The following is a 410-nucleotide window of genomic DNA, read 5'->3' on the forward strand; positions in this document are numbered from 1 at the left end:
CAGCGTGGACGTCACCTCCACCTCGCGGCCCGGCAGGGAGAACTTCTTCGGGCCGTCCGGCGTGGCCACGTCGAAGGTCAGCGCCGGCACCTGCACCAGCCCCAGCGAGAAGGCGGACATGCGCACGCCAATGGTGGTGGTGGCCGAGTCCGGCCCGTCCTTGCGCTGGCGCGTCTGGTCCAGCACCTCGAAGTCGCCCGTCTCCTTGGGCAGCACCAGTTCGTAGCGGTGCTCCTTCGGGTGGGTGATGACCACCTCGTAGAGGAAGGGGTCGCCGATGCGCACCTGCCTCGGCTCCACGCGCGCGGAGACGTTCTGCGGCTGCACCGTCTCGGCTGCGGGCGCACCGGGAGGCTGCGGCGCCGCCGCCACCCATGACGGGAGCGCGCCCACCAGCAACAGGGCCAGCA

1 pseudogene is annotated in these 410 nt (G+C 71.5%); it reads right to left on the reverse strand.

What is annotated here, in order from left to right:
• Positions 1-393: pseudogene (locus D7Y04_RS43115) on the reverse strand (hypothetical protein); the annotation flags it as partial.
• Positions 394-410: the final 17 nt, after the last annotated feature.

The sequence above is a fragment of the Corallococcus sp. AB038B genome (assembly GCF_003668955.1).
GTDB lineage: Bacteria > Myxococcota > Myxococcia > Myxococcales > Myxococcaceae > Corallococcus > Corallococcus exiguus.